22 protein-coding genes, 1 tRNA gene and 1 riboswitch are annotated in these 21,516 nt (G+C 62.4%); of the genes, 6 read left to right on the top strand and 17 right to left on the bottom strand.

Translation table 11 applies throughout. The features are described 5' to 3' along the window. Nucleotides 1–3: 3 nt before the first annotated feature. From BGI01S_RS02220 to BGI01S_RS02210, 3 genes are read right to left on the bottom strand one after another with little or no spacing between them, the layout of a single operon-like run. Nucleotides 4–303, bottom strand: coding sequence for a phosphopantetheine-binding protein (locus tag BGI01S_RS02220; RefSeq protein ID WP_042321728.1), 300 nt, complete (start codon nt 301–303; stop codon nt 4–6). Continuing rightward, nucleotides 278–1,072 (bottom strand): lysophospholipid acyltransferase family protein, encoded by a 795-nt coding sequence (locus BGI01S_RS02215; RefSeq protein ID WP_042321725.1) that lies wholly within the window; start codon nt 1,070–1,072, stop codon nt 278–280. The genes BGI01S_RS02220 and BGI01S_RS02215 overlap by 26 nt, the downstream gene beginning before the upstream one ends. Continuing rightward, nucleotides 1,056–1,871 carry a beta-ketoacyl synthase chain length factor gene (locus BGI01S_RS02210; RefSeq protein ID WP_042321722.1) on the bottom strand — a complete coding sequence of 272 codons (816 nt, stop codon included), beginning with the start codon at nt 1,869–1,871 and terminating at the stop codon, nt 1,056–1,058. Before BGI01S_RS02210 ends, BGI01S_RS02215 begins: the two co-directional genes overlap by 17 nt. 606 nt (nt 1,872–2,477) lie before the next feature. Then, nucleotides 2,478–2,693, top strand: a riboswitch (yybP-ykoY riboswitch). A gap of 12 nt (nt 2,694–2,705) precedes the next feature. Here BGI01S_RS02210 and BGI01S_RS02205 point away from each other — a divergent pair. Further along, nucleotides 2,706–3,278: a TMEM165/GDT1 family protein gene (locus BGI01S_RS02205; protein ID WP_042321719.1), complete on the top strand. Its 573-nt coding sequence runs from the start codon at nt 2,706–2,708 to the stop codon at nt 3,276–3,278. A gap of 113 nt (nt 3,279–3,391) precedes the next feature. Here BGI01S_RS02205 and BGI01S_RS02200 read toward each other — a convergent pair whose 3' ends face one another. Continuing rightward, entirely contained in the window at nt 3,392–4,090 is a 699-nt protein-coding gene (locus BGI01S_RS02200; RefSeq protein WP_042321717.1) for a DUF4136 domain-containing protein, read from the bottom strand. Nucleotides 4,091–4,319: 229 nt separating this feature from the next. Between BGI01S_RS02200 and pepN the strand changes: the two genes are divergently transcribed. The 5 genes from pepN (at nt 4,320) to BGI01S_RS02175 (ending at nt 9,238) form a co-directional block, all read left to right on the top strand. After that, nucleotides 4,320–7,016, top strand: a complete 2,697-nt coding sequence (gene pepN / locus BGI01S_RS02195) for an aminopeptidase N (RefSeq protein WP_042321714.1) — start codon at nt 4,320–4,322, stop codon at nt 7,014–7,016. Between the two features lie 200 nt (nt 7,017–7,216). Continuing rightward, entirely contained in the window at nt 7,217–7,498 is a 282-nt protein-coding gene (locus BGI01S_RS02190) for a type II toxin-antitoxin system RelE/ParE family toxin (protein ID WP_042321712.1), read from the top strand. A 16-nt stretch (nt 7,499–7,514) separates the two neighbouring features. Then, nucleotides 7,515–7,970 carry a HigA family addiction module antitoxin gene (locus tag BGI01S_RS02185; protein WP_042321709.1) on the top strand — a complete coding sequence of 152 codons (456 nt, stop codon included), beginning with the start codon at nt 7,515–7,517 and terminating at the stop codon, nt 7,968–7,970. A gap of 121 nt (nt 7,971–8,091) precedes the next feature. Further along, nucleotides 8,092–9,108: a class 1 fructose-bisphosphatase gene (locus tag BGI01S_RS02180; protein ID WP_042321707.1), complete on the top strand. Its 1,017-nt coding sequence runs from the start codon at nt 8,092–8,094 to the stop codon at nt 9,106–9,108. 54 nt (nt 9,109–9,162) lie between these two features. Continuing rightward, nucleotides 9,163–9,238, top strand: a tRNA-Thr gene (locus BGI01S_RS02175). Between the two features lie 300 nt (nt 9,239–9,538). Here BGI01S_RS02175 and BGI01S_RS02170 read toward each other — a convergent pair. The 13 genes from BGI01S_RS02170 to BGI01S_RS31340 form a co-directional block, all read right to left on the bottom strand. Further along, nucleotides 9,539–10,027 carry a PIN domain-containing protein gene (locus BGI01S_RS02170; protein WP_042321705.1) on the bottom strand — a complete coding sequence of 163 codons (489 nt, stop codon included), beginning with the start codon at nt 10,025–10,027 and terminating at the stop codon, nt 9,539–9,541. After that, nucleotides 10,027–11,082, bottom strand: coding sequence for a helix-turn-helix domain-containing protein (locus BGI01S_RS02165; RefSeq protein WP_042321703.1), 1,056 nt, complete (start codon nt 11,080–11,082; stop codon nt 10,027–10,029). Before BGI01S_RS02165 ends, BGI01S_RS02170 begins: the two co-directional genes overlap by 1 nt. A gap of 633 nt (nt 11,083–11,715) precedes the next feature. Then, a complete protein-coding gene (locus BGI01S_RS28870) occupies nt 11,716–14,241 on the bottom strand; it encodes a glycoside hydrolase family 19 protein (protein ID WP_052400402.1) in 2,526 nt (841 codons plus the stop codon). Then, on the bottom strand, nt 14,238–15,002 hold the full coding sequence (locus BGI01S_RS02155; protein WP_042321700.1) for a helix-turn-helix domain-containing protein: 765 nt from the start codon (nt 15,000–15,002) through the stop codon (nt 14,238–14,240). The genes BGI01S_RS28870 and BGI01S_RS02155 overlap by 4 nt, the downstream gene beginning before the upstream one ends. A 274-nt stretch (nt 15,003–15,276) precedes the next feature. Beyond that, nucleotides 15,277–16,101, bottom strand: coding sequence for a hypothetical protein (locus tag BGI01S_RS02150; protein ID WP_042321697.1), 825 nt, complete (start codon nt 16,099–16,101; stop codon nt 15,277–15,279). Further along, nucleotides 16,088–16,720: a hypothetical protein gene (locus BGI01S_RS02145; RefSeq protein WP_042321695.1), complete on the bottom strand. Its 633-nt coding sequence runs from the start codon at nt 16,718–16,720 to the stop codon at nt 16,088–16,090. Before BGI01S_RS02145 ends, BGI01S_RS02150 begins: the two co-directional genes overlap by 14 nt. A 544-nt stretch (nt 16,721–17,264) precedes the next feature. Further along, nucleotides 17,265–18,098: a hypothetical protein gene (locus tag BGI01S_RS02140; RefSeq protein WP_042321694.1), complete on the bottom strand. Its 834-nt coding sequence runs from the start codon at nt 18,096–18,098 to the stop codon at nt 17,265–17,267. Between the two features lie 106 nt (nt 18,099–18,204). Next, nucleotides 18,205–18,624, bottom strand: a complete 420-nt coding sequence (locus BGI01S_RS02135) for a phage antirepressor KilAC domain-containing protein (protein ID WP_042321692.1) — start codon at nt 18,622–18,624, stop codon at nt 18,205–18,207. Beyond that, entirely contained in the window at nt 18,617–18,832 is a 216-nt protein-coding gene (locus BGI01S_RS02130; protein ID WP_042321689.1) for a hypothetical protein, read from the bottom strand. Before BGI01S_RS02130 ends, BGI01S_RS02135 begins: the two co-directional genes overlap by 8 nt. Before the next feature lie 156 nt (nt 18,833–18,988). Further along, nucleotides 18,989–20,356 carry a replicative DNA helicase gene (gene dnaB, locus BGI01S_RS02125; RefSeq protein ID WP_042321686.1) on the bottom strand — a complete coding sequence of 456 codons (1,368 nt, stop codon included), beginning with the start codon at nt 20,354–20,356 and terminating at the stop codon, nt 18,989–18,991. After that, nucleotides 20,353–21,159, bottom strand: coding sequence for a hypothetical protein (locus BGI01S_RS30910; protein ID WP_232624335.1), 807 nt, complete (start codon nt 21,157–21,159; stop codon nt 20,353–20,355). The genes dnaB and BGI01S_RS30910 overlap by 4 nt, the downstream gene beginning before the upstream one ends. Next, nucleotides 21,156–21,329 carry a hypothetical protein gene (locus BGI01S_RS30030; protein ID WP_157004103.1) on the bottom strand — a complete coding sequence of 58 codons (174 nt, stop codon included), beginning with the start codon at nt 21,327–21,329 and terminating at the stop codon, nt 21,156–21,158. The genes BGI01S_RS30910 and BGI01S_RS30030 overlap by 4 nt, the downstream gene beginning before the upstream one ends. Beyond that, the gene (locus BGI01S_RS31340) at nt 21,329–21,514 is read right to left on the bottom strand and encodes a helix-turn-helix domain-containing protein (RefSeq protein WP_408638618.1); all 186 of its coding nucleotides are present in this window, start codon (nt 21,512–21,514) and stop codon (nt 21,329–21,331) included. The genes BGI01S_RS30030 and BGI01S_RS31340 overlap by 1 nt, the downstream gene beginning before the upstream one ends. Between the last annotated feature and the right edge of the window lie 2 nt (nt 21,515–21,516).

Below are 21,516 nucleotides of genomic sequence, written 5' to 3'. Positions count from 1 at the left end.
GGTTTAATCCCCCTTCTTTGCGGTTTCGTTCGCAGCATGCGCCGCTTCGCGCTGACTCTCGACCAGCGCGGCGAGCGTGCTGATCGAGCGGAAATGTTCGCGCGTGCGTTCGTCGTTGGCCGCGATGGTCAGTTGGTATTGTTTGCGCAGCACGATGCCGATTTCGAGCGCGTCGATCGAGTCGAGGCCGATGCCGTCGGTGTCGAACAGCGGGGCATCGTCGTCGATATCGGCCGGGCTCAGGTCTTCGAGATCGAGGGCTTCGATCAGAAGCCGTTTAATTTCCAGTTTTAAAGAATCCATAATCGAACAGGTGCTGGGTAATGTGGGCTTCGACGGCGCTCGTCACGTTGCGCGCCGCGAGAGCCGGTATCGTGTCATGGGCCGCAAGCTGCTCGACGTCGAGCGGCTCGAGCACGTTCACGCGCATCCGGAACGCGCGCGCCGGCACGTCGTACCAGCGCATCTGCCGCGTGAACGCGGGCGGGTCGCAATCCATCAGCACCGGCACGATCGGCGCGCCGACCTTCAACGCCATGTGCGCGAAGCCGCGCGAAAAAGCGTGCAGCCGATTCGGCGCGGGACTGCGCGTGCCTTCGGGAAAAATAATCATCGTGTAGCCGGCCGCCAGTTGCCGCGCGCCCGCCTCGATCAACTCTGCGGGATCGGCGTTGCTGACGTATTCCGCCGCGCGCACGATCCCCCAGAAACACGGGTTGCTCCAGTGCGCATTCTTCACGACGCAGCACGCACGTGGCGTGAGCGACAGCAGCACCATCACGTCGAGGTAGGTCGGGTGATTGGCGACCACGATCGCGGGGCCGCCCGTGCGCAACGCGTCCGTTCCCGACACGTCGAGCTCCATCACGCCGATGCGCCGCAGCACCGCGACCAGCGCGCGGAAAAACCAGTGGATCACGCTTGTCACCGCCCGCTGCCGCGACGCGCGATGCGGCCACAGCCACGCGAGCGGAAACACCAGCACGGAAAACAGCACGCCACACACGCCGAACATCACGAAGGCCATGCCGGTGGCGCAGAAACGCCAGAGGTAATCAAGCCGCGCGGTCATGCCAACTCCAGTGCCAGAGGTTGCCGGCGCGTTGCCAGCAAGCGGGCTCGCCGGTTTCCAGACAATGCAGCAACGCCTGGCTTTGGGTCGCGAAGCAGCGGGGCTGCGTGGCGGACGGCGAGCACGCGCGAGTGGCGGAGTCGGCGTCGGCGGCGCCCGCTTCAGCGACCGTGTCGGTTTTGCCGGTTTCCCCTGTTCTGCCCGCTTCGTCCCGAGCCCCGGATTGCGCGGACGGCTCATCAACGGTGCGGCTCAGCGAGCACACTATGTGCCCGGTCGCCGCGTCACTGTCGAGCAGAATCGCGATCGCGCCGCCCTGCACTTCGTCTTCGATCGTGCCGTATGCCGCGTCGGCCGGTTCGTCGGCGTACACCAGCAAGACCGGCGCAGCGGGCTGCGTCGCGTATTGCGCGTGCGCTTCCAGCAGCGCGTAGCCGAGCGTCTCGGCGCCGGCCGAAATCGCGCTGGCCGCCGAGCGGTCGCCGCGCGCGATGCCGAACACGCCGGTCATCGCGTTCAGCACCGACAGGCTGAAGGCGGTCGGCGACACCGGCTCGCCCGCGCTGATGCTGCGCAAAATGTCGGTGGTGCGGCGCAATTCGCCATGCCGCGACGCGAACACGACCCGCACCGCGTCCTGCGCGACGCAGTCGTGCGCGACCTTCAGCGCGACTTTGGACAGCGTGCTGAGACGCCGCCGCACGATCGGCTCGATAAAGCCGATATCGGGTGCGGCAGATGCGGTGGCCGGCCAGCTAGACCAGCGACCGACCGGAATGGTCCAGTGCAGATCGGGCATATCGGTGTTCGCGCGTAGAAACGGGGGAGAGGCTCAGGCGCCTGACGGAACATACAACCGTCACGGCATGCACGCGCCGCGCGGAATCGGCGGTCTCCAGCCGGGGGACAATCCAGTCTTCTTATAGGAAATTCAGCGAGTTATCGGCACGTGGCCCCCATTGTTCAGGGGCCTGCGACAATCAATCGGATGAATCGTCTCAGGCTCTTGGTCGCCGGAATCATACTGAATATTCTGGATTAAATCAGCCACAAAAGACGTATCCATCTGTATCCGTATCGCCAGTGCGACGGATGTTTAAGGCGCGGCGCGCTGGCGAATTGACATTTGCCGCCCCCGCCGCGATCCGCCGCGAAGCCAGACACGGCGCGTTTGCGCGCCGGGCGCCGGGTGGCCACCTGAGCGTGATCCGCGCAAATACTTTCATTCGACTTTCTTGACAAGTGTTTCAGATCGGAACATTTGCACGGCTTGCCTTGGTCTTTGCATGCGCTACGCATGGACCGGGTGCCCGAGCGCCCCTTTCATTGCTCATTCCGACGTGCAACCCAGACCGCCGCCGCACGGCCCGCTGGCGTCATGCAGCGCGGGCACGCCTGCTATACTCCGTCGCTCATTGGGGAGTAGCCGCCCCGCGGCATGTCCGCACCGCTGTGCCTGGGTGCGTCGAACGTGCAATCCGCGGGGGCGCCTGTCAACAGACTTGGCCTTCATGGTCATGGCAGCCGCAGCCTCCGGCCTGGCGAGACCGATGATCCACACGCGCCGCAACAGGGCCCGGCGTGTCGTGGGTCGTCGCTCGTTCATATCTGGCCCGAGGAACCCGCACCAATCGTGAATCACGCTTTTCTCATTTCGACCGGCGCGGTCGCGCTCGCCGAGATCGGCGACAAGACGCAACTGCTTTCGCTCGTGCTCGCCGCCCGCTATCGCAAGCCGGTGCCGATCATCCTCGGCGTGCTGACCGCCACCCTTATCAATCACGCGGGCGCGGGCGCGCTCGGCGCGTGGCTCGGCTCCATGCTGACGCCGACCGTGATGCGCTGGGCGCTGGCCGCGTCGTTCATCGCAATGGGCCTGTGGATCCTCGTGCCCGACAAGCTCGACGACGACGAAGCCAACACCAGCCGCACGCATCTGGGTGTATTCGGCGCGACGGTGGTGACGTTCTTCATCGCGGAGATGGGCGACAAGACGCAGATCGCGACGGTGGCGCTCGCCGCGCGCTTTCACGATTTCTTCGGCGTGGTGGCGGGCACGACGCTCGGCATGATGATCGCCAACGTGCCGGCGATCCTGCTCGGCGACCGCTTCGCCCATCGCCTGCCGACGAAACTCGTGCACGGCATCGCCGCGGTGCTGTTCGTCGTGCTGGGAGCGATGGCGCTGTTCGGGGTCGGCCTCTAGCCACGTTCCTCACTCGCCCCGAAAACAGAACGGCCCGCGAGGAATAGCCTGCCGGGCCGTTTTCCATCGCACCGCATGCGTGTCCCACACGGCGCACCGCTCGATGCCGCCGCTTACTCCGTGGCCTTCACCCCGGACGCCGGCACCGGCATCGCAGCAGGCGCGCCGCCGGTGGCGGCCATTTCGTTCACCGGGCCGCCGTCCTTGCCGCGCGGAATCTTCACCGTATGCACGACGCCGTTGCCGAGCGGGAAATCGGCCAGCGCGCTGCGCGCCAGGTACGGCATCGCCCTGAGCAGCGACGACTCGCCGCCCGAGTTGCGCGCGGTCACGTTATAGACCTCCTTGCCGCTCGCCCGCTCGGTGATCCGTATGCCCAGCAGATGCGTGAAAACCGGGTAGGTCTGATTCACGTAGGTGGTCGGAAACGGCCCCCACGGTCCCCACGGATCGAACGGCCGGCCCCAGTAAGGTCCAGGCCACGGGTTGTAGTAGACGGGCTCCGCGACCGTCACCAGGTCCGAGCGAATCCCGTACGACAGTCCCACCAGATAGCGCGCGTTCGCGCTGTCGACTTCGCGGAACGCATGCGCGGCGAGTTCGTTGGCGACGAGACGCTCGTACGTCGCGAGTTCGAGGTTGTTCTGCTGATCCGGCGCGCGCGTGAATGCGAAGGTGCGGGTGGCGTCGTTGCCGTTCCAGTCTGAGAACGCCGTGACCTGGGTGGTCACATAGGTCGTGCAGCCAGACAGGAGCACCGCCAGCGTCGCCAACAGCAGCGTGGCGCGGCGGGTCCATCGATCGATGTTCATGGTCTACCTCGTGAGGCTTCTGAGTGCCCATTATCGCCAGTCCTGACCGGCTCCGGCGACTCGCGGACGGCTTTTTTCGCGCGCGGGCGGCCGCTACTACGCGGACCCCGCAAGCCGCCGGAAAGTTCGCTCCGCACGATTCCCCCAGGCTTTGTACAATGGCCCGACCAGCCCGGCCTGCGTGCCCTGCGCGCGCCAGACCGCTCGAGTACCACCACTACAGAACGCCATGGCCGATACCGCAACGCCCAATGTGATCCGCCGCGCCGATTACGCGCCGCCCGCCTTCCTGATCGACACCGTCGCGCTGGAGTTCGATCTGGTCCCCGAACGCACGGTCGTCAGGAATACGATGCGCGTGCGCCGCAACCCGGACGCGTCCCGCGCCGCGCATCTCGAACTGATGGGCGAGCAACTGGAGTTCGTCGGCGCGCAGATCGACGGTCTGCCGTTCGCCAACGCGCACGCGCACGAGCACGGCCTGCTGCTCGATAACGTGCCGGACAACTTCGAACTGACGCTCACCAGCGTCTGCAATCCGGCCGCGAACACCACACTCTCAGGACTGTACGTGTCGGGCGGCAACTTCTTCACGCAGTGCGAGGCCGAGGGCTTTCGCCGCATCACCTATTTCCTCGACCGCCCGGACGTGATGGCCACCTTCACGGTCACGCTGCGCGCGAGCAAAGCCGACTATCCGGTGCTGCTGTCGAACGGCAATCTGCTCGAAGAAGGCGACCTGCCGGACGGCCGCCATTTCGCCCGCTGGGAAGATCCGTTCAGGAAGCCGAGCTATCTGTTCGCACTGGTTGCGGGCAAGCTGGTGGCGCTCGAAGAACGCGTGAAGAGCGGCTCGGGCAAGGAAAAGCTGCTGCAGGTGTGGGTCGAGCCGCACGATCTCGACAAGACCCGTCACGCGATGGATTCGCTGATCCATTCGATCCGTTGGGACGAGGAACGCTTCGGACTCGAACTCGATCTGGACCGTTTCATGATCGTCGCGGTGAGCGACTTCAACATGGGCGCGATGGAGAACAAGGGGCTCAACATCTTCAACACGAAGTACGTGCTGGCGAACCCCGAAACGGCAACCGACACCGACTTCGCGAACATCGAGGCGGTAGTCGGCCACGAGTACTTCCACAACTGGACCGGCAACCGCGTGACCTGCCGCGACTGGTTCCAGTTGAGTCTGAAGGAAGGGCTGACGGTGTTCCGCGACCAGGAGTTCTCCGCCGACATGGCCGGCGGCGCGACCGATGAAGCCGCGCGCGCGACCAAGCGCATCGAGGACGTGCGCGTGCTGCGCCAGATGCAGTTCGCCGAGGACGCCGGTCCGATGGCGCATCCGGTGCGCCCGGAAAGCTACGTCGAGATCAACAACTTCTACACGATGACGGTCTACGAGAAAGGCTCGGAAGTCGTGCGGATGTATCAGACGCTGTTCGGCCGCGACGGTTTCCGCAAGGGCATGGACCTGTACTTCAAGCGGCACGACGGCCAGGCCGTGACCTGCGACGATTTCCGTCACGCGCTCGCGGACGCGAACGGCCGCGATCTCGCGCAGTTCGAACGCTGGTACAGCCAGGCAGGCACGCCCCGCGTGTCCGTGCGCACCCGCTACGACGCCGCGCAGCAGCGCTACAGCGTGACGCTTCGGCAGGGTTACGGCGACGCCGCGCCGGCCGCGCGCGAAACGCAGAAGGGACCGCTGCTGATCCCGTTCGCGATCGGCCTGATCGGCAAGGACGGCAACGATCTGCCGCTCAGGCTGGAAGGCGAAACGAAGGCGTCGGCCGTCACCACGCGCGTGCTCGAATTCACGCAGACCGAACAGACGTTCACGTTCGTCGATGTCGCCGAGGAGCCGCTGCCGTCGCTGCTGCGCAATTTCTCGGCGCCGGTGATCGTCGAATACGACTACTCGGCGGACCAGCTTGCGTTCCTGCTCGCGCACGACAGTGATCCGTTCAACCGCTGGGAAGCCGGTCAACGACTCGCCACGCGCGAGTTGATGACGCTCGCCGGACGCGCGGCCACGGGCGTCGCGCTGCAACTCGACGACTCGGTGGTCGCCGCCTTCGCGCGCGTGCTCACCGACGAAACGCTGTCGCCGGCGTTCCGTGAACTCGCGTTGATGCTGCCGTCCGAAGCGTATCTGGCCGAGCAAATGGCCGAATCGAATCCGGCGGCCGTGCATGCCGCACGGCAATTCGTGCGCAAGCGGCTCGCCAATGCGCTCAGGCACGAATGGCTCAACGTGTACGAGCAGCATCGCACGCCGGGCGCCTACGAGGCGACGCCCGAGGCGGGCGGTCATCGCGCGTTGAAAAATCTCGCGCTGTCATATCTCGCGGAACTCGACGATCCGGCCGAAGCGGTGCGGCTCGCGTCCGCCCAATACGATGCGGCCAACAACATGACCGACCGCGCGGCGGCGCTCTCCGCACTGCTCAACGCGGCGGCCGCCAACGGCGGCAGCGCCGAGGCGCAGCAGGCGCTCGACGACTTTTACCGGCGCTTCGAAAAGGAGCCGCTTGTCATCGACAAGTGGTTCGCGTTGCAAGCGACGCAGCGTGGCAGCGCGCAACGTCCGGTGATCGATATCGTGCGCAAGCTGATGACGCATCCGGCCTTCAATCTGAAAAATCCGAATCGCGCGCGTTCGCTGATCTTCAGTTTCTGCGCGGCGAACCCCGCGCAGTTCCACGCTGAAGACGGCGCGGGCTACGCGTTCTGGGCCGATCAGGTGATCGCGCTCGACGCGATCAATCCGCAAGTGGCCGCCCGCCTCGCGCGCTCGCTCGAACTGTGGCGCCGCTTCACGCCGACGCTGCGCGAAGGCATGCGCGCGGCGCTGGAGAAAGTGGCGTCGCGGGTGAAATCGCGCGACGTGCGCGAGATCGTGGAGAAAGCGCTGGCGTGACACCCACCTGACAGCGGCACTCGCCTCGACAAGCCGGCACGCGTTGCCGGCTTTTTTTCGTCCTGAATCCGACTTTCGCGTGTGGGCGCGGCGGGCTTGGCGTTAGCCGTCTGGACGACTGTTCAACGCGCGTCGGCGAGGCGAAAGTAAACGCACTCAGTTAACGGTTTACGTTTAACGCGATGCGTTATATCATCCCTATGATCACGACATTCGGCGACAAGGCTACGGCGAGAATCTTCCAGGGCAAGTTCGTGCATTCACTGCCGCTTCACATCCAGGCGCTCGCGCGCCGCAAGCTGCTGATGATCGACGCCGCCGATTCCATCGCCAATCTGCACGCGCCGCCCGGCAACCGGCTCGAAGCCTTGCAGGGACAGCGCAGCGGGCAATGGAGCATCCGGATCAATGCGCAATGGCGCATCTGTTTCCACTTCGTCGGCGAGGAGGCGCTGAATGTCGAGATTGTCGACTATCACTGATTATTGGGAGACCGGCATGGTCATCAAACGCTCGTCGCTCGGCAGCATCGATTTCTCGGACATCGATACCGGGGACAACATCCCGGAAATCCATCCGGGCGAAATTCTGCGCAGCGAGTTCCTCGAACCGCTCGGCATGTCCGTCAATGCGCTCGCGCTCGCGCTGCGTGTGCCGGCGCCGCGCATCAACGACGTCGTGCGCGGCAAGCGCGCCATCTCGGCGGATACCGCGCTGCGGCTCGAGCGCTACTTCGGCGCGAGCGCGCCATTCTGGCTCAACCTGCAGATCGCCTACGACCTGCGCGTCGCCACCGCGGCGGCCGGCGAGCAGATCGAACGCGAGATCGAACCCATGCCCAAATCAGACCGCCCGAAAATGCCGAAGGTGTCGGCCGAACATACCCGGGCCGCGGCGCTCGCGGTCAGCGTGAGCGGCAGTCACACTGCCGGCAAGGCGCGCCGCAAAGCCTGAATCGCGCCCCGCGATCCGGCGCGGGCGGCGTGACCGCACGCTCTTCGCGTTCAAAAGCACGGAGCGGACACAGTGAGCGGTTAAAATCGGAATATTCCTCTAGCCTTCCCGGAGTACAGCAATGGCTTTGCAACGTCGTACCACTCTCACGAAGTACCTGATCGAGCAGCAGCGCGAGACCAATAACCTGCCGGCGGACCTGCGCCTTTTGATCGAAGTCGTCGCGCGTGCGTGCAAGGCGATCAGCTACCACGTCAGCAAGGGCGCGCTCGGCGATGCGCTCGGCACGGCGGGCAGCGAGAACGTGCAGGGTGAAGTGCAGAAGAAGCTCGACATCCTGTCGAACGAAATCCTGCTCGAAGCGAATGAATGGGGCGGCAACCTGGCCGGCATGGCGTCCGAGGAGATGGAACAGTTTTTCCCGATCCCGGCCAACTATCCGAAGGGTGAGTACCTGCTAGTGTTCGATCCGCTCGACGGCTCGTCGAACATCGACGTCAATGTGTCGATCGGCACGATCTTCTCGGTGTTGCGTTGCCCGGACGGCCAGCAGCCCACCGAGCAATCGTTCCTGCAACCGGGCACGCAGCAGGTCGCCGCGGGTTACGCGGTGTACGGCCCGCAAACCGTGCTCGTGCTGACCACCGGCAACGGCGTGAACTGCTTCACGCTCGACCGCGAGCTCGGCTCATGGGTGCTCACGCAAAGCGACATGCGCATTCCGGTCGAAACGCGCGAGTATGCGATCAATGCGTCGAACGAGCGCCACTGGTATCCGCCGGTCGAGCAATACATCGGCGAATTGAAGGCCGGCAAGGACGGTTCGCGTCAGAGCGACTTCAACATGCGCTGGATCGCGTCGATGGTGGCGGACGTGCACCGTATCCTGAATCGCGGCGGCATCTTCATGTACCCGGCCGACAAGCGTACGCCGGACAAGCCGGGCAAGCTGCGCCTGATGTACGAAGCGAACCCGATGGCGTTCATCGTCGAACAGGCCGGCGGCGCTGCGACCAACGGCGAAAAACGCATTCTCGACATTCAGCCAAAGAGCCTGCATGAGCGTGTGGCGGTGTTCCTCGGATCGAAGAATGAAGTCGATCGCGTCACCCGCTACCATCTCGAAATAAAAAAATGAGTTAGGGGCTTGCCAAGCTGCTGAAGAAGTCCCTATAATCTCTTTTCTCCTGATGCCGGAATAGCTCAGACGGTAGAGCAGCGCATTCGTAATGCGAAGGTCGGGGGTTCGATTCCTCTTTCCGGCACCAAAAGATTCAAGCACTTAGCCCAGTCATTGCGACTGGGCTTTTTGCTTTCTGCTTCCCGTGTAACCGCCATGTAACCGGATTTGGTCAATGCGGATAACGGTGACGCCCTTCTTTTACAGGCGTCCCGCCGTCTTTGGACTCCCATGGAGCCGGTGACAGCGGTCGCTGAGCCGAAAACTGCGGAGCAATCGGCGCTTGATGTAGGACGGCCCACTTGAAGTGATAGGCCGAAGCATCCTATCGGACGGTTTTGTCGACATAGATTTGTGAACGTTTCGCTTGCATTTGCGAGGCTTGCGGTTACGCGTCCCAGCGTTCTAGCCGAAGCTGGCATTCCCTTTCGGGGAATCGCGCGTTCTTCTCAAGCATAGTTCGCAGAGCCAAGGCGGCGCGCGCGGCGGCTATGACGTTGTGCTCGACCATTCGATCCAGCAGCCACAGCACTCCGTGAACCTGAACCTTTTCGCGTTGCGCCAACGCGCGCAATGCTCCGTCGCCGGTCAACAAAGGTAGCTGGCGCTCTCTCGCTAGGAAGTAGCACGACATGTCTGCCAAAGACGGATTCTTGTGCTGCTGCGTTAGGCCCTGCAACTGCTGAACCTCATTGCTGCTCAGCGACTCTATGACCAACCCTAAATCCACTAAAGGGGCTAGCTCCGGGCTGTCCATCTCAAGCGCGACGAAATCCGTGCAACACAAAGAAAACGGCAGTTGAAACAATTCTTGCAGCAGTTCGGCGTGGTGAAAATCGATCCAAATATTTGTGTCGGAAACATAAACCTTCGCCATCAAGCCTCCAGCGTCACCGAGGCTTCCGTGTCCAACGCCGACACCGGTTGCTGCAAGAACTCTGCTGCACGGGAGGGAGTGAACAGGCCTTCCGCTAAACCCCAATAGACCAGCGACGTGAACCGTAGCGGGTTCTCGGCTGCCATCGGCTCTGGCTCGGCCGTTCTCCATCCTCGTTGCCCCATCTGGATATGCAGCGATTTGAATAGGGATTCGCCAACCAAGCCCAAATCCTTGAGGCGACGCAAGGCTACTTGCATGGAAACGCCATAACCGCGCTTCGCCAGCATCAGCTCTTGGAATAGCACTCGGTGACGCGGGTGGCCACCAAAATCAGCCTTGACGCGCTCTTTCGGGTACAACAAGGCTCCAGCGAAGCGGTGACAGCAAGCCTCCTTCTCTTTCTCTGGCATGTCCTCGGGAATTGCCATCACCCAATGACCAAGCTCATGAGCAGCCGTAAAACGCTGCCGCTCGCCGGGCCGCTGGCGGTTCAACGCCACCAACACGTGCTGTTTGTCCTGAGTGGCGACACAAGCCCCATCGAATTTCTCTATCCCATCGAGCAATGCCACCTTGATGCCGTGCTCTTCCAATAGCTCGGTGAAGTTGGCGATTGCATCGCTCCCTAGACGCCATTCCTCGCGCAATTTTTCCGCTGCGACCTCAGCTTCTTCGCGGTTTTTCACCGGCAGGAAACCCGCAAGCGGAGGCTTCAGAGAAACGCCTGCCGCCTCAAAGCACTGCTCTAGCGCAAGGTAGCGCTCCAGATGGTCGCGAGCTTGCTCAATGACCGACGTTTGGTCGCGCCCGGACATATTCGAGAGCTTGCGAAATTCGACTTGAGCCAACTCAACCCCGTCCGCCCGGAAAAAGTATTCCGGCTTTACTCCCAGTGCTCGCGCGAGTTGCACAATGCGGGTCGAGTTGGGCACGGCTTCGCCCTTCTCGAATTTGCTAAGTGCTTGCTTGGTGATATCACCTAGACGTTGCGCCAATGCTTCGAGGCTCAGCCCGCGCAATAACCTGGCGCGCTGGATGCGGTCACTTATCATGGTCGTTCTCCTTGGTTGACAAAGTATGTTTTTCTGTCTGTTTTGTCAACCTTTTGCTAGCGCTTTCAGCGGTTTGGGGGGGCGTTGTTCTGTCCCTCTCGCCGCCGAAAGCGCACCGACTCCACGCCAAACGGACCTGCCGCATTGGTGGCGCTGGAAGCACCTCGCTATCGCAGCGCACAGCCGGGCGCAAACTGCCACCCACTGAACCACAGGGCGACCCCATGCCACTCATTTTTAGAAATCCGCCGCAAACAATCGAAGCGACGATGGAACGCCTGCGCACCGCGCGAGAAGTGCGGCGGCTCTCAGAAGCTCGGACGACAAGTATGCGAGAGGTGGACAACCATCACCAATAGGGCCAGCGCCTGCATGGTGCGACCACGCGAGAGATTCTCGCGCACCTTCAAACCGGCCAGCGCCTTTGTGACGAGGCCACGCGGCTATTGCGCGCCGAGCACGTCGCCATGATGCGGCTATCGCGGGACAAGTAGGGCGCGGCCCAGCTTTCGGCGGACGAAAAAAAGCCGCGCTCGGTGGCGCGGCAAAGACGGAACACTACCCTCTATGAACGCAGTTTAAGCGAGGCGCAGGCGCGCCCGCCTCGCGCTATTCCTGCGCGGTCGCGCCGCCCTAACCAGCGGACAGGCCGCCCGTCGCGATGTGCGCGAGTTGTCGGTCGCTCAGGTCTTGCCCGGCCTGCTGGCTATTCGTGATTCGCACATCCAACGGCCCAGGCGTATTGAGTTGCGTCGGGATCGCAGCGACAGCCGGGGGCGGCGGAACGTTCATCGGCGGTGGCGTCACGGTCGGCACGGGGGCAATCGGTACGGGCGTCGCGGCAGCTACCTGCACCGTCGGCGGCGCAACGGACGGCGCAACGGACGCCGCTACTGCCGCGCCAGGCGCGACCTTCCCAGCCGCAATAATCGCCGCCGAAAAGCCGGGATTGTTCATTTCCGCAAGGTATTGCTTGAACAGCCTGCTTCGGTCATCGAGGCCAATGGTCCCGCCATTGATCTTCTTTGTCGCCGCGAGCACGTCGCCATTCTGGCTGGCCTCGACAAGCCCCTTGCGGCTACGCTGGAACCAGACGGCAATCTTCGCAGCGTTCGCCGGATCGGCGGCCAGTTCGGGGTGAGCGATAAGGTCGAGCCCAGTTGCTTTTGCCGCCGCCGCGTAGTTGTTCCTGCCGGTTATCTGGACGAATCCACGCCCCTTGAACTTCGCACCGTCGCCCGCCTCGGTGTTGCCAAGATTCTTTTTACCCCAGTCGCCGCCGTACATGGCCTCCGCAGTTGCGTCCGGCCCCTTGTCGATGATGGCTTGCGCCTGCTCCTCAGTCGTGATGCCCGCGCGCTTGCCAAAAAGCTTGAGGAACTGCCTGGGCTTGTACTTCGTGCTCTCCTCAAGCGAGCGGAAACCGCCGCTTTCATGGTCCATCTGCGCCATGAACATAGCGCGCTCAGTTCCATTGGTCATGCCTGAACTGTTCATCTCGGCAACGAGCGCAGCCTTGTTGCCCTTCGAGCCGCCGCCGAATACGCCCTTGGCTACATCCACGGCATTAGCCGCCGCCGTCTTGATAGGCTCGGCCATCTTCTCGACGCGATCCTTGCCGTAATCGACCGCTGCCTTTCCGGCATCCTTGGCTACCTGAACGCCTTGCTTGGCTGCGTCTACGACCGGCGCAACCGTCTTCGCGGCCTTCTCTTTAATCGCGTCGATATCGATGCCGAATTTGTCTTTCAGAAACTCCTTCGCACCATCAACGATAGAACTCCATGCGGCACTGACAGCCTTTGTGATATCGCCGAGCTTGTCGGTTACCGTCTTCCACGAGTCCTTGAAGAAGCCGGTCGTTGCATCCCATGCGCCCGTAATCTGCTTGCCAACAGCGGACCAATCGACCTTCGAGAGCCATTCGCCAACAAGCTCGCCGACCCTATCGCCAATCACGCCGCCAATCATTGTGCCCACCGGTCCGCCGACTAGAGTGCCGAGGCCGCCGCCAATCAATGCGCCAATGCCGGAGCCTGCTCCCTTGAATCGGTCAGTGTGGTTTTCCTCTGCGGTCTTGTTCGGATCGTCTCCGCCGAAAATGCTGGCGAGTGCCGAGCCGCCCGCGAACAGCGCGCCGAGCAGCGGCAGGCGTCGTAGGCCAATCTTTCCGAGCCCGAGCGCACCCTTGCCGAGCGAGCCGAGCAGGCCACCGCCGCCCTTCATCATGCGCAGACCGCCACCGAGAAGCGCCTTCATCAGACCGCCGCCCTTGCCGAGCAGGCCGCCACCTTTGCCTAGCAAGCCGCCAAGCATGCCCGCGAGCGAGCCGAGCATGCCCTTGCCGCTGCCGTGCTCGCCGCCCGTCTTTTTGTCGATATCTTTTAGCGTGCGCTCTTGCGCAATGTTGAACTCGCTCGCCTGTTCGCGGGTCAGGCGTAGCTCGCTGAAAATCTTCCGATACCACGGGATAGGCGAATTCTTGCCGGTCGCGAGTCCGAAGCCGCGCCCAATGGTTGCCTTCCCCAGCTTGCCGACAGCACCGAGCGGGCCGGACACGATTTTGCTGAGTTCCTTGCCTGCCTCCACGGTCGGATCGAGCTTTTCATAAGCGGCAACATCGACGCCAGGGGAGTGCAGACTGGAGCCCAAACCTTTGAGGTGCGCGAGAATGCCTTGGCCGTCCACGCCGCCATCGCCGTGCCCGCCGCCCGATCCGAACCGACCACGGGCGTCGCGCGATTGCCCTGCGTTGGCCACGCCCGCGCGGTCGCGTGATGCTTCGGCTCGCCGGGCTTCTGCGTATTGCGCGCCCTGTTGGCGGGTAAGCGTCTTGACGGCGGTCGCCGCCTGAGTCAGTGCGCTCACGCCGGTCGTGCCCGCGATGAAGCGCCCGCGCGCGTCGCGCTGCCGGTCAGGCGCGGGTACGCTCGCGATGCTGCGCGAGGTAGTCGTGGATGCACGAGAGGCGCGCTGGATGGACTGCGGTGCGGCGGACTGCGCCACCTTCTGCCGACGGGCAACGGAATCCTTGACGCTCGATTTCAGCATCGCCAGGATTGCACTCGTATCGCTGCGGATGCCGCCAATCCCCTCGGAAAGGTCCGCGACGTTCAGCGGCTTGTCGGCAATCAGAAAGCCCTTGTCATCGGATTTCATGACGCGACCTCCGCACGCGACCCAAGGTAATCTTCGAACCCGCGAACCATCGGGAGCGCTCCCGCGCGCACTTCGGCCAGGTATGCCTCGATGCCCTTGAACCGCTTCAGCTTCGCGCGAAGGGGCGCGATTCCAGCGGTCAGGCGCTCAACGGCGGCGACTACCGGCGCGCCGCCCGGCACGTCTTGGAAGGTTTCCTGCACGGCCAGCTTATCGAAGCGAGCCTTCAAAGCGTCCAAGTCGGAAATGACGCGTTCAAGTTCTTCGGCGACCGGCTGCGACTCGCGTGCGACCTGAATCACGGCAGTTGCCATCTGCCCGATGAAGGCATTCACGAGACTCTCAGTTCCACGCAACAGCGCAAACTCGCGAGCAAGCTTGCTGTCGGGTTCCATGTGCGGAGACAGTCCGAGCAGCCAATCGATCGACACAGCGTAGGCGCGCGCTGCCTGCTTGAGAAATTTCCAGTCATCGGGCGTCTTGCGCTGGCCTGATTCAATCAAGCTCAATTGCGTCGAATTCGCGTAGCCGAACTTATCGGCAGCCTCGACGGCAGTCATGCCATTTGCAACGCGTGCGCGAATCAGGTTGTAGCGCAGCGTTTCCAGTTCTTCGGGCTGGGTCTTGTTGCGCACAAAGCGCGTGAGCGCCTGCTTGACGTGAATCTCGCGCTGCGAGTCGGTCATCGCACGGGTGCGGCCCGTGGCACTCGCGCCCGGCTGCTGCCCGGTGCCGTGACTTGCTGCGATATCTTCGATCATGCGACCCCCGTCTTCAAAATGGCCTCTAGCTGACCGCAGACAGCATTTAGGCGCGCGCACGCAGCGTCCAGTTGATCCACCGCGCGGCAGGCCATCGCTTCTCCGTCGCCCCCTGCGCTAGCGGCCCACTGGTACCGCGATGACCGCCGATGAATCGAGTCGGCAGGAACGCCGTAAAGACGCTCCAATTCTTTGGCGGTTTGGCCGGAGATGTAGGCGCGCCGAACTGCCGCCCATGTTTCCTTGCTTGGTCTGATAGCCACGACTGCCCCCGTCAAAGATAAATGGTCTGAATGTCGCGGCGGTCGAGCGCCGTGAGGGTGCCAAGCGTGATTTGCACGGTGCAGGCAATCATTGCGCCGGACGAATCGCGCGGCACGGTGAGCGGGTCGGAAACCGATTCGATAACGAGCGGCTGATAATTCAGGTCGCCGTAGCGCATGCCGATGATCTGCGGCGCGACGGACGGGAAAATGGTCTGAAGCGGGCTTTGCTTCATGCCGTTTTTAAGCGCGTTCGCGAGCACGCTATCGTCGGACAGGTACGCGGGCAAGGCCCATTGCTTAAGCTGCATAATCGGATCGCGCACCTCTGTAATCGGGTCCATCAGCGCGCGAAAGTGCAGCGTCATCGACAGCTTCACAGGCGGCATCCCGTTAAATACCTGCGTCGAGTTCAGCTTGGTAATGCCGGTGCGGCCTTGCGCCTGCTTGAGCAGGTTTTGCACGCCCGATGAGCCTGCCTTTGCGTCATCACCTTTCAATCCAAAGAAGGCCAGCACCTCGGGCGTCAGCGAACCGGACTGAAGCATCGCCGAGATAGTGGGAGCCTGGGACTCTGCGCCCGCGCCTTCAAACGGAGAGTGCCAGTTCGCCGAAAGCTCGCTGGTGCCATCGGTGATTGGCGCGTGGACTTCGAAACCGTCATCAACCGAGTAGCTATCCGCCTCGGAAATCTGACGCACGTCCGTGCTCTGCGACCATCCGCCATCGTCGTTGCGCTTGAGCGGGTAGAACTTCGCGAGCAAGGCTGGGTTGAGCCCCGTCCAGAGCGAACTCAGGATGCGGGGCATACCTGTCAGGGAATCACTGGCGGCCATTGGCGGTCGAGTCGTCGAGCAAGCTCAGGTCATAAAACGGCGCGGACGCTGCAAACGCTTTCAGGCTGGCCATGCGCGCCCGCATCGATGCGAGGCTGGCTTGCTGCGCGGCAAGCTCGTTTTCGGTCGGCTTGGGACCGCCAACGGCGTCGACCTGCTCATCGGTCAGTCCTGCGTCTCGCATCGCGGCCAACGAAGCTTCGCGCCGGTTGTGGACGCGACCGGCGCTCACTTCCTGCGCGAGCGCGGGGATTGTCTGCGAGAGTTCGAGTTGCTCCCGTGCGCACGCGGCCAGAATCGGCGCGGCCTCTGCGCGGCGTGCGTTGGATTCTCGGATGAACAGCGCTCGCTCACTGCGTGCGAGTTCGCGCTGGCGGGTCAACTGAAGCTCTCGCTCGCGCAGAATTTGTGCGACGGAGCCGCCGCCAGCGAGTGACTGAGTCACAGCCGCAGCGACCTCGAAGTGCGCGCCCTCGTCGATCAGTGCTTTCTCTGCGATCGCAACCCGGTTGAGCGCAAGGCGAACAGACCGGTCGCCCCACGCTGCGAAATACAGCTTGGCGAACGCCATGTCAGCGGCGCTATCGCCACCATTCAAAATATCGATCAATTCTTGCATGCGAACTCCGCGTTAGTTGAGCCAACATGGTGAGCCCAGCCCGGCGTGCCTCTTGGCCGTGCTTTCCTAAGCGACAGTTTTTGGACAGTTCGCGATTGTTGTCCGCCGAAACGCAACTTGCTATTCGCGCGCGCCCGCGCACGCCCAGGCGCGCATAGGCGTAAAAGAACTCGGTGGGCTTGAGGATGGCGAAAGAGTGTCAGCACTGTGGACACCCTTGGCGGGCCGCAGAAATTCACACGTGCCTCGCTGTACTGCTGGGCGTTCTGCGAATGGGTGTACGCAGTCGGCGCAACCCCGAGATAGCGCCGCCGCGTGGTCGCGTGCCGTCGGGCGTGCAAGCCTTCGCGATACCGTGATGCTAATTGACGCGGCAAGCGGGAGGCAGGACGAAGCGCCTTCGTAATTGACGCACGCTAGATACGTGCGTTGTGCGCGAACAAATGGGGGTTCCGAATTTCGGCGGCTCCGCCCAAGGATTGTGGTTGCCCCACCGCGACAATGGGTGAAATGTTGCCGAATATCCTTTCGCGGCCGCTCACGTTCAAAGTGTTTCGCCAGCGAGCCATCGCTTGACGTCCCGGTGACTACCTTCTTTTGCATAGAAATTGTAGTCTTCGAGCGCCTCGTAGAAACTCGTTGTCGGCACGAAATCTGACATGGCGGGAACCCGCTGCATATCGGCGACCAGTTGCCGAAGTTCTTCGCTCCGTTCGCGGCCGTGTGGTAACCCGCGAACGGATTTCAACGTTTGTTCCATTCTTCCGAGGTTGCTACGATCGGCCGTTGTCGCCTGAAACTCCGGATCAGACATGTTGATTGGCTGACCAATCCTGCTCGAACGCTCCCCGATCGATTTTTCCCACCCGGAGAGTCGGTCTGCCACTTCATCTACAGCGGGGCGCAGGATATCGAAACTGACTATCGCCCGTACCGGCCGCACGACGCGATCGATCTCGTCGTCGGAGATTTCGGCGTTCCGCATCTGCTTGATCAGAGCCTCTTCGATTTCGAGGCTTTCTTTCCGCTCTATCGGCCCGTTAAGTCTCCCGATACGAGACATGAGTTCAAAGGCCAATTGCGACAGCGTGCCAGTGATGCTCTTCAAGGCGGCATTGATCTTGTCAGCCTCCTCAATCTTGTCGTCTAACTGGTGGATCTTCGCCTCGATGCCAAAGCCTTTCACTAGTTCGAACCGTTCGAATTGGCTGAACAGCAATAGTAAAAGCCCGACAGTGAAAGCTAGGGAAGCATTGGCGGTTTGATTGTGCCAAAGCAAATAGAAACCACCGCCTAGTCCCAGTATCGCAAACAGCGCCGCGAACACAGCCAATACCTTTGGCAGTAAGGGCCGATCTGCTTGTTTGTTTTTCGCCATATTGTTCTCATAGGTTCTTGGTTTGATGCGTCAAGATCGTACAACAGATGGGCTGCTTAAGAGATTGCCGTCTGTTGCCCGTCACGAATTTTGAACCACTAGCAGCTCACGTTGTAGGGTTGGCCACCGGGTTCACGCCGAGGTGGCGGGCGAGTTCCTGAAAGCCCGCCGTCGTGATTTGCGGCCACGACACGGCCCCCGTGCCGCGCTGAACGGCCCACCCCTCGGACAGCGCGTGACTCGTCGCATGCCATCCGCCGCCATGCCTGCGACGCAGCCAGCCCGCGCCTTGAAGCCATTCGAACAGGGCTGAGCGCCGCATTCCAAGCATCCGTGCGACGTTGGTAACGGACCGACAACCGGCGATTTGGTCGCGTGTCCTGCGAATCTCCGCCTCCCGCGTCGCGTGCTCATCGACGATGCGCTGCACGAGCTCGGGCTCCGGCATTTTCAGGCCGTGCCGCTCAGCGATGCGGGTCCATTTGGCGATTCGTTTCGCGAGCCGACCTGTGGCGCGATTACCCATGTGACTCCCCGCGAATGAGCGCCATCGCGGCGGTGCGCACGTCTTGATTTGCCCGGAGACGGTCGAGCACGTCGCCGGGTCTGTCAGTCGCCGATTCGCGGCGTACCCTCGCGCGCAGCTCGACGGCGCGCAGGACGGCCCGCGCGTCTTTCAGGCGACGCAGGCTATCTGCCATTTCCGGCGGCGGTTTGCGGTTGTTTCGTTCCATTGTTTTCCTAATCTATTAGTAGTGCTAATACGAAAATTGACCAAAGCGCTTTCAAACGCCTTCTAGCGACCTCGCGCGCCTCGGTTTACCCTCGGATATTGCCAGTGTGCCGCAAAGCCGTCAGCGGCCCGATTTTGAGCATTGCCGCGCCGCCGCTCAGTCGAATCCGCGTGCTCGACGCTTCGGCTCCGGTTTTGCCCCGAATGTCGCACCGTGCGCCAAGTCCTCAAAGCGTTGCTGCTCGCCGATGAATGCAACGCCAACCGTTCCGGTTTCGCCTTGGCGCTGCTTGGCAATGATGACCTCGCACTTGCCACGGTCCATCGAGTCGGGGTTATAGACCTCGTCGCGGTACAAAAACAAAATCGTGTCCGCGTCGGCTTCGATGCTCCCGGAATCTTTCAGGTCGCTCATCATCGGGCGCTTGTTCGGGCGCTGCTCGACGCCCCGGTTCAGTTGCGAAAGCAGGACGACCGGACAGTCGAGTTCCTTCGCGAGAATCTTCAGGCCACGCGTGATGGTGCCAATCTTCAAGTCGTGGCGCTCCTCATCGCCGAGACTCATCAGGCCGAGATAATCGACGACCAGCAGCGACAGGCCATGTTTGCGCTTTTGCGCACGCGCCTTGCCTCGAATGTCGAGGAGCGATGCGTCGGCCTGAAAGTCGATGAAAAGCCCCATCTCGTTAATTCGCTCCGTTGCCGAAGTGACGCGCGCCCAGTCTTCGTTGGACATGCCGCTGACGTTGCGCAGCGTGTTCATCGATAGCCGCCCCTGAGCCGCAACGAGACGCTGCTGAAGCTGCACGTTCGGCATTTCCAGCGACAGAAAGAGAACCTCCCCTTGTGATGCCCCATGGGCCGCCAGAGCGAGCGAGAATGCTGTCTTGCCCATTGCCGGACGCGCGGCGACTACAACGAGGTCGCCGGGATTGAGTCCGCCGCCGAGCTTGAGGTCGAGGTCCGTGAGCCCGGTCGGATGCACTTTGACCAGCCCCGCCTCCTGCGCCTGCATGCGTTCCAGGTATTCAACGAGCAGTTGACCGACCTTGACCGGCTCCGATTTGACGACCGCCTCTCCGAGGATTTCCAGCTTTGCGGCGGCCTTGTCGATTAGGTCTACGGCGCTGTCCGGCGTGGTGCCCACTGAATCCTGTATCTCGTGTGCAACCGCCAGCAGGCCGCGCTTTTGCGCACGGTCGCGAACGATAGCGGCATAGCGGGCGATGTTCCCCGAACCGGGCGTGTTCTGCGCCAGCGCGTTCAGGTATGCAAGCCCGCCAACCTGCTGCGCTTTGCCCGTGGATTGCAGGCGTTCGAATGCGGTCAACACGTCCGCGCCGCCGTCGGCAATCATCGTCGTGATCTGCTCAAAAATCATCCGATGGTCGGCACGATAGAAGTGCTCGGCACGCAAGTCGCCAACGCGGTCGATTGAATCGTTGTCGATCAACAAGCTGCCCAGCACCGACTGCTCGGCTTCGAGCGAATGCGGCACCGCACGCTGAATGTCGCTTGCCGTCATGCTGCCTCCTGATGTTGCCTACGCGCCTGCTCGCCCTGAGTGGTTAGCCCGCAAGCGCCATCGCCCCGCAGAAACCAGAGCCGAAACCAGTTGCCACGCACCGACTTGCGGTACACGGTGCGCCAGTCCTTGTATCGCTTGGCATCAGGCGCGCCGTATCGGTCTTTGAATTCCAGCCAGTGGAGGCGCAGGTGGTCCAGCGGTATGCCGGTCTTGTCGGCGTAATCGAAGACCGAATCGTTTTCAGGGATCGGCCTTTCGCCTGCCTCGCGGCATTGCTCCAAAAACGTTTTAAATGCTATCGCCGTGCGTTTTTTTGAATGCCCGATTTCGCCCCCGCTTGCGGGGGTATGGGGGGGATTCTGCTCTTCTCTTATCTCATCCTCTCTTATCGGTTCGTGATGGGTTTTCGGCGGGTTTCCCGTGGGCAACCCATGGGTTTCCGGTTGGTTATCGGTGGGTTCCGTTCTTGCTTTTTTCGGGCGACCGCCTCTCTTGCCGTTTTGCCAGTTCGCCAAAAGCGCCGCGTTGTATTCGTCCCAGCCGACCACGACCAGTTTGCCGTCGGCACGCGAGATGAAACCAGCTTCCGACAGCGCGTGATCGAACGCCTGTGCGTCGCCGCTGTAGCGGCAGATGGCACGCAGCGCTGCGGTTGGAAGCGACTCGAAAACGGAAGTGCGGCGCTGCTGGCAGTGTGCCCAAAGACGAATGAGATAGACCGGAGCTACCTCGTCGCCGCCGAGAAGGTCTACCAACATGCGCGTCTTCCAGTGATCCGCGAAGTCGGGGGCGACAATCACGACGCGCTCCGGGTAGAACGCATGAGCGACTCGCAGAGGAGGTGCACTTGAGTCAGCTTCGCGTTGCCATTGAGGGTGGCAATGCGAAGCGCCATCCGCATCTGCCGCGCACGCAGTTCATCGGTCAACGCGGGGCGTGCGGTGATATCCGGGCTTTTCTTCGAGGCCATTAGCTCCCCCCGTCAAAAAGGCTAGGCTGGCGGCGCTCGGCAAGCGAGTAAAGTGCGACGCCGCTATGCGCAAAGCCATCAGAATCGATGGCCGTCACACGCGAAGAAAGGATCGTGTACCCGGATGCGGCCAACTCCCTGACCCGCGCCGCAGGATGGCGGACGCGCTGTGCCGCAACGCTCATGC

Source organism: Paraburkholderia ginsengisoli NBRC 100965, assembly GCF_000739735.1.
Lineage (GTDB): Bacteria > Pseudomonadota > Gammaproteobacteria > Burkholderiales > Burkholderiaceae > Paraburkholderia > Paraburkholderia ginsengisoli.
The sequence above is the reverse complement of the archived record's forward strand: the minus strand, read 5'-3'. Positions and strand labels throughout refer to the sequence as shown.

What these genes read in the sequence shown, in the direction of transcription:
- BGI01S_RS02220 (WP_042321728.1), bottom strand. Translation starts at nt 303, where the DNA reads ATGGATTCTTTAAAACTGGAAATTAAACGGCTTCTGATCGAAGCCCTC.
- BGI01S_RS02215 (WP_042321725.1), bottom strand. Translation starts at nt 1,072, where the DNA reads ATGACCGCGCGGCTTGATTACCTCTGGCGTTTCTGCGCCACCGGCATG.
- BGI01S_RS02210 (WP_042321722.1), bottom strand. Translation starts at nt 1,871, where the DNA reads ATGCCCGATCTGCACTGGACCATTCCGGTCGGTCGCTGGTCTAGCTGG.
- BGI01S_RS02200 (WP_042321717.1), bottom strand. Translation starts at nt 4,090, where the DNA reads ATGAACATCGATCGATGGACCCGCCGCGCCACGCTGCTGTTGGCGACG.
- pepN (WP_042321714.1), top strand. Translation starts at nt 4,320, where the DNA reads ATGGCCGATACCGCAACGCCCAATGTGATCCGCCGCGCCGATTACGCG.
- BGI01S_RS02190 (WP_042321712.1), top strand. Translation starts at nt 7,217, where the DNA reads ATGATCACGACATTCGGCGACAAGGCTACGGCGAGAATCTTCCAGGGC.
- BGI01S_RS02185 (WP_042321709.1), top strand. Translation starts at nt 7,515, where the DNA reads ATGGTCATCAAACGCTCGTCGCTCGGCAGCATCGATTTCTCGGACATC.
- BGI01S_RS02180 (WP_042321707.1), top strand. Translation starts at nt 8,092, where the DNA reads ATGGCTTTGCAACGTCGTACCACTCTCACGAAGTACCTGATCGAGCAG.
- BGI01S_RS02170 (WP_042321705.1), bottom strand. Translation starts at nt 10,027, where the DNA reads ATGGCGAAGGTTTATGTTTCCGACACAAATATTTGGATCGATTTTCAC.
- BGI01S_RS02165 (WP_042321703.1), bottom strand. Translation starts at nt 11,082, where the DNA reads ATGATAAGTGACCGCATCCAGCGCGCCAGGTTATTGCGCGGGCTGAGC.
- BGI01S_RS28870 (WP_052400402.1), bottom strand. Translation starts at nt 14,241, where the DNA reads ATGAAATCCGATGACAAGGGCTTTCTGATTGCCGACAAGCCGCTGAAC.
- BGI01S_RS02155 (WP_042321700.1), bottom strand. Translation starts at nt 15,002, where the DNA reads ATGATCGAAGATATCGCAGCAAGTCACGGCACCGGGCAGCAGCCGGGC.
- BGI01S_RS02150 (WP_042321697.1), bottom strand. Translation starts at nt 16,101, where the DNA reads ATGGCCGCCAGTGATTCCCTGACAGGTATGCCCCGCATCCTGAGTTCG.
- BGI01S_RS02145 (WP_042321695.1), bottom strand. Translation starts at nt 16,720, where the DNA reads ATGCAAGAATTGATCGATATTTTGAATGGTGGCGATAGCGCCGCTGAC.
- BGI01S_RS02140 (WP_042321694.1), bottom strand. Translation starts at nt 18,098, where the DNA reads ATGGCGAAAAACAAACAAGCAGATCGGCCCTTACTGCCAAAGGTATTG.
- BGI01S_RS02135 (WP_042321692.1), bottom strand. Translation starts at nt 18,624, where the DNA reads ATGGGTAATCGCGCCACAGGTCGGCTCGCGAAACGAATCGCCAAATGG.
- BGI01S_RS02130 (WP_042321689.1), bottom strand. Translation starts at nt 18,832, where the DNA reads ATGGAACGAAACAACCGCAAACCGCCGCCGGAAATGGCAGATAGCCTG.
- dnaB (WP_042321686.1), bottom strand. Translation starts at nt 20,356, where the DNA reads ATGACGGCAAGCGACATTCAGCGTGCGGTGCCGCATTCGCTCGAAGCC.
- BGI01S_RS30030 (WP_157004103.1), bottom strand. Translation starts at nt 21,329, where the DNA reads ATGGCCTCGAAGAAAAGCCCGGATATCACCGCACGCCCCGCGTTGACC.
- BGI01S_RS31340 (WP_408638618.1), bottom strand. Translation starts at nt 21,514, where the DNA reads ATGAGCGTTGCGGCACAGCGCGTCCGCCATCCTGCGGCGCGGGTCAGG.